The sequence below is a fragment of the Vibrio sp. V42_P2S4T144 genome (genome assembly GCF_009904715.1).
In the GTDB taxonomy this organism is placed as follows: Bacteria; Pseudomonadota; Gammaproteobacteria; order Enterobacterales; family Vibrionaceae; genus Vibrio; species Vibrio alginolyticus.
The window spans coordinates 1-2,380 of record NZ_WXWS01000146.1 but is presented as its reverse complement, the minus strand read 5'-3'; the positions used below and the strand labels follow the sequence as shown (position 1 = coordinate 2,380).

Annotated in this window: 3 protein-coding genes; all 3 read left to right on the top strand. The window is 44.9% G+C overall.

What is annotated here, in order from left to right; genetic code table 11:
- Positions 1 to 57 precede the first annotated feature (57 nt).
- Complete coding sequence (locus tag CAG68_RS04775; protein WP_005377956.1) at positions 58 to 717, top strand: OmpA family protein; 660 nt, start codon at positions 58 to 60, stop codon at positions 715 to 717.
- A gap of 76 nt (positions 718 to 793) precedes the next feature.
- Positions 794 to 1,768, top strand: coding sequence for a J domain-containing protein (locus CAG68_RS04770; protein ID WP_054574051.1), 975 nt, complete (start codon positions 794 to 796; stop codon positions 1,766 to 1,768).
- Positions 1,769 to 1,945: 177 nt separating this feature from the next.
- A complete protein-coding gene (locus CAG68_RS04765; RefSeq protein WP_005377960.1) occupies positions 1,946 to 2,128 on the top strand; it encodes a hypothetical protein in 183 nt (60 codons plus the stop codon).
- Positions 2,129 to 2,380 lie beyond the last annotated feature (252 nt).

The window sequence follows — 2,380 nt, the reverse complement described above, 5'->3', positions numbered from 1 at the left end:
CCCATTATGAGGCATGGTTTCGCCTCAGTTTTATACGGAGATTTTCCCTTGAAAAAGATGCCTATTGCACTAGCTCTAGTGCTAGCTCTTACTGGCTGTCAAGCCACTCAACGCCAAAATGCAACAACGGGTGAATACGAAACTAACTCCACCACGCAAGGCGCGCTTATTGGTGCGATCGCTGGCGCAGCAATCGGCCTAGCAACGGGTGATGATGCTAAAGAACGTCGTCAGCATGCACTCATTGGTGCAGCCGCAGGCGGAGCGACTGGCGCTGGCGTTGGTTACTACTTTGACCAACAAGAAGCGGAGTTACGTCGCGCTTTGCTAAACTCTGGCGTACAAGTTCAGCGTGTTGGTGAAAATCAGCTTTTACTGCGTATGGAAAACGGTATCGGCTTCTCTTCAAGCTCTTACCAGCTTGATGCTAGTATCCATAATACTCTACGCGGTGTTGCTCGCATCCTAGTTGAGTACCCAGATACCAGTCTCGTTATTGACGGTTACACGGATAGCACAGGTAGTGAGTCATACAACCAAACGTTGTCAGAGCGCCGTGCAGAGTCCGTACGTCAATTCCTAGTATCTCAAAACGTTGCACCTGGTCGTGCAATTGCACGCGGCTACGGCGAACGTAACCCAATTTGCTCAAACCAAACTTCTGAAGGTCGTGCGTGCAACCGTCGTGTTGAAATCCAGATCTTGCCACTGAAGTAATTTGGTTGCACCATAACGGTAATAATAAAAAATTACCGGAGCAGGCCTAACCATTATCGTTAGGCCTGACATATTAATGTCTGTCAAAACGTCTGCCCTACTCTGCTTATTTAGCCTCAGCTTTTCTGGTTACTCGCTTGCCTCTCAAGCTCCAATTGACCCCATCGAACAATATGAGTATGCACAGCAATTATTGGCATCACACAAAGCTGAAGCCTCACCAGAAACGCGTTACTGGCTAGAGCAATCCGCCAACCAAGGTTACCTCCCTGCGCAAAAACAGCTCGCGAACGACTTTGCTAAAGGGATAAATGGCGAAAAAAATGAAACACAAGCGTTATATTGGCTAACCTCTATCGCACTCAATGACCCAACCGATCGGGGCTTTCTTCTCGCTAACTTTATTCAGCGCAATCAAGATAAGGTCACAGCATCTCAATTGACTGAAGCCTTGTATCAAATGGCTTCTCAGCATAATCCAGCAGCAGAACAGGCTTATAATCAACTGTTAGAGCAGCGCTTCAACCAACTGCGAGCTAAACAAGTCTCGCAAATAAAGTCGCTCGATAAAAAGGCGGAGCAAGCACAGGAAGAGAAAAGCACAGTTGCAAACCCCAAAGTAGAACACTCGCCGTTTCTATGGCTGATTTGGCTAGCGGCGATACTCATCATCAGCGGCTTAAGTTTCCTCGTGATCAAAAAACTCAAGCAGAATAGAAAAGCGCGTGAAGCCAAAGGGGAAAGCCAAAATCAACGAATGGCGGAAAAAATAAAAGAGCTAGAGTTTACGAACAAGCAACTGAAGCGTCAGTTAGAGAAAGTATTCAGAGAATTTAAGAAATCCAAAACTCAGGCAGAAAACCATAAGCTAAGCGTCGCGTGTGCTATGTTTGGCTACACACCACAAACCATCCCTGATTTACAGGCAATCAAGCTACGCTATAGACAGTTATCAAAGCTTTATCATCCTGACACAAGGGGCAGTGAAGAAGAAATGAAGCGACTCAATCATGCCTTTAAGCTCGTCTCACAAAATGTTACAAAACAGTAAAAATAGGTCAGGATACTTTGGCTACCATGCTTTTATTCCCATATAATCAAACACCGCAATCGATCTCCCTCTCAAAGAAATTAACAGACATTTAACTTAAGTCGCGCTTTTATGCCATAATGCCTGGCGCAAAATAACACCTAACGACTCAAATTAATCTAGGTGGGGAGAAAATCAATGTTCACTGAAGAAGGCACCTGTGATTGGTGTAAAAAACCTAGTCTTGTAACTCGTCACGATTATTTAGATGGCAAGCACCACTACTCATGTAAAGCTTGTTACGATATGGCAAAAATCGACGTGCGCCTATTTAACCAAGGCGAATTGCAAATGCGCGAACGTTTGCAACGAGCGAGCTAAGCAAGACGGAATCAATGGAACTGATTTTCAAAAGCGCCTTTTATAAGGCGCTTTTTTGATCTCCCAAGCCTATTTCCAATCTCTATCTCGTATTCCCTCCTATCCTACATAGCATGTCGCATCGGTTATCAGCCCTCTTCCACTGTATACAAACCACTGTCCGTGAAAAACACCTGTATATACAGTAGTAAACCCCTGTATGTCTCTCGTCCAACTTTCTACTCACCTCACATTTTTAAATTGATGTTAGAC